The sequence below is a fragment of the Streptomyces cyaneofuscatus genome (assembly GCF_000718135.1).
Lineage (GTDB): Bacteria > Actinomycetota > Actinomycetes > Streptomycetales > Streptomycetaceae > Streptomyces > Streptomyces cyaneofuscatus.
Window position 1 is genome coordinate 1 of sequence record NZ_JOEM01000127.1, and the last position, 202, is coordinate 202.

Below are 202 nucleotides of genomic sequence, written 5' to 3' on the forward strand. Positions count from 1 at the left end.
CGCCAAGGGTGTCGGGGTGCGCGGGCTGATCAACATCCAGTTCGCGCTGTCCGGGGACATCCTCTACGTCCTGGAGGCCAACCCCCGCGCCTCCCGCACCGTCCCCTTCACCTCCAAGGCCACCGCCGTCCCCCTCGCCAAGGCCGCCGCCCGCATCTCCCTCGGCACGACCATCGCCGAACTCCGCACCGAAGGCCTGCTC

At 71.3% G+C, this 202-nt stretch carries 1 protein-coding gene; it reads left to right on the forward strand.

Features of this window, described 5'->3' with window-relative positions; genetic code table 11:
- Nucleotides 1–202, forward strand: a 202-nt coding sequence (locus tag IF17_RS01000000137030) for an ATP-binding protein (RefSeq protein WP_032773269.1), incomplete at both ends; no start/stop codon positions are given.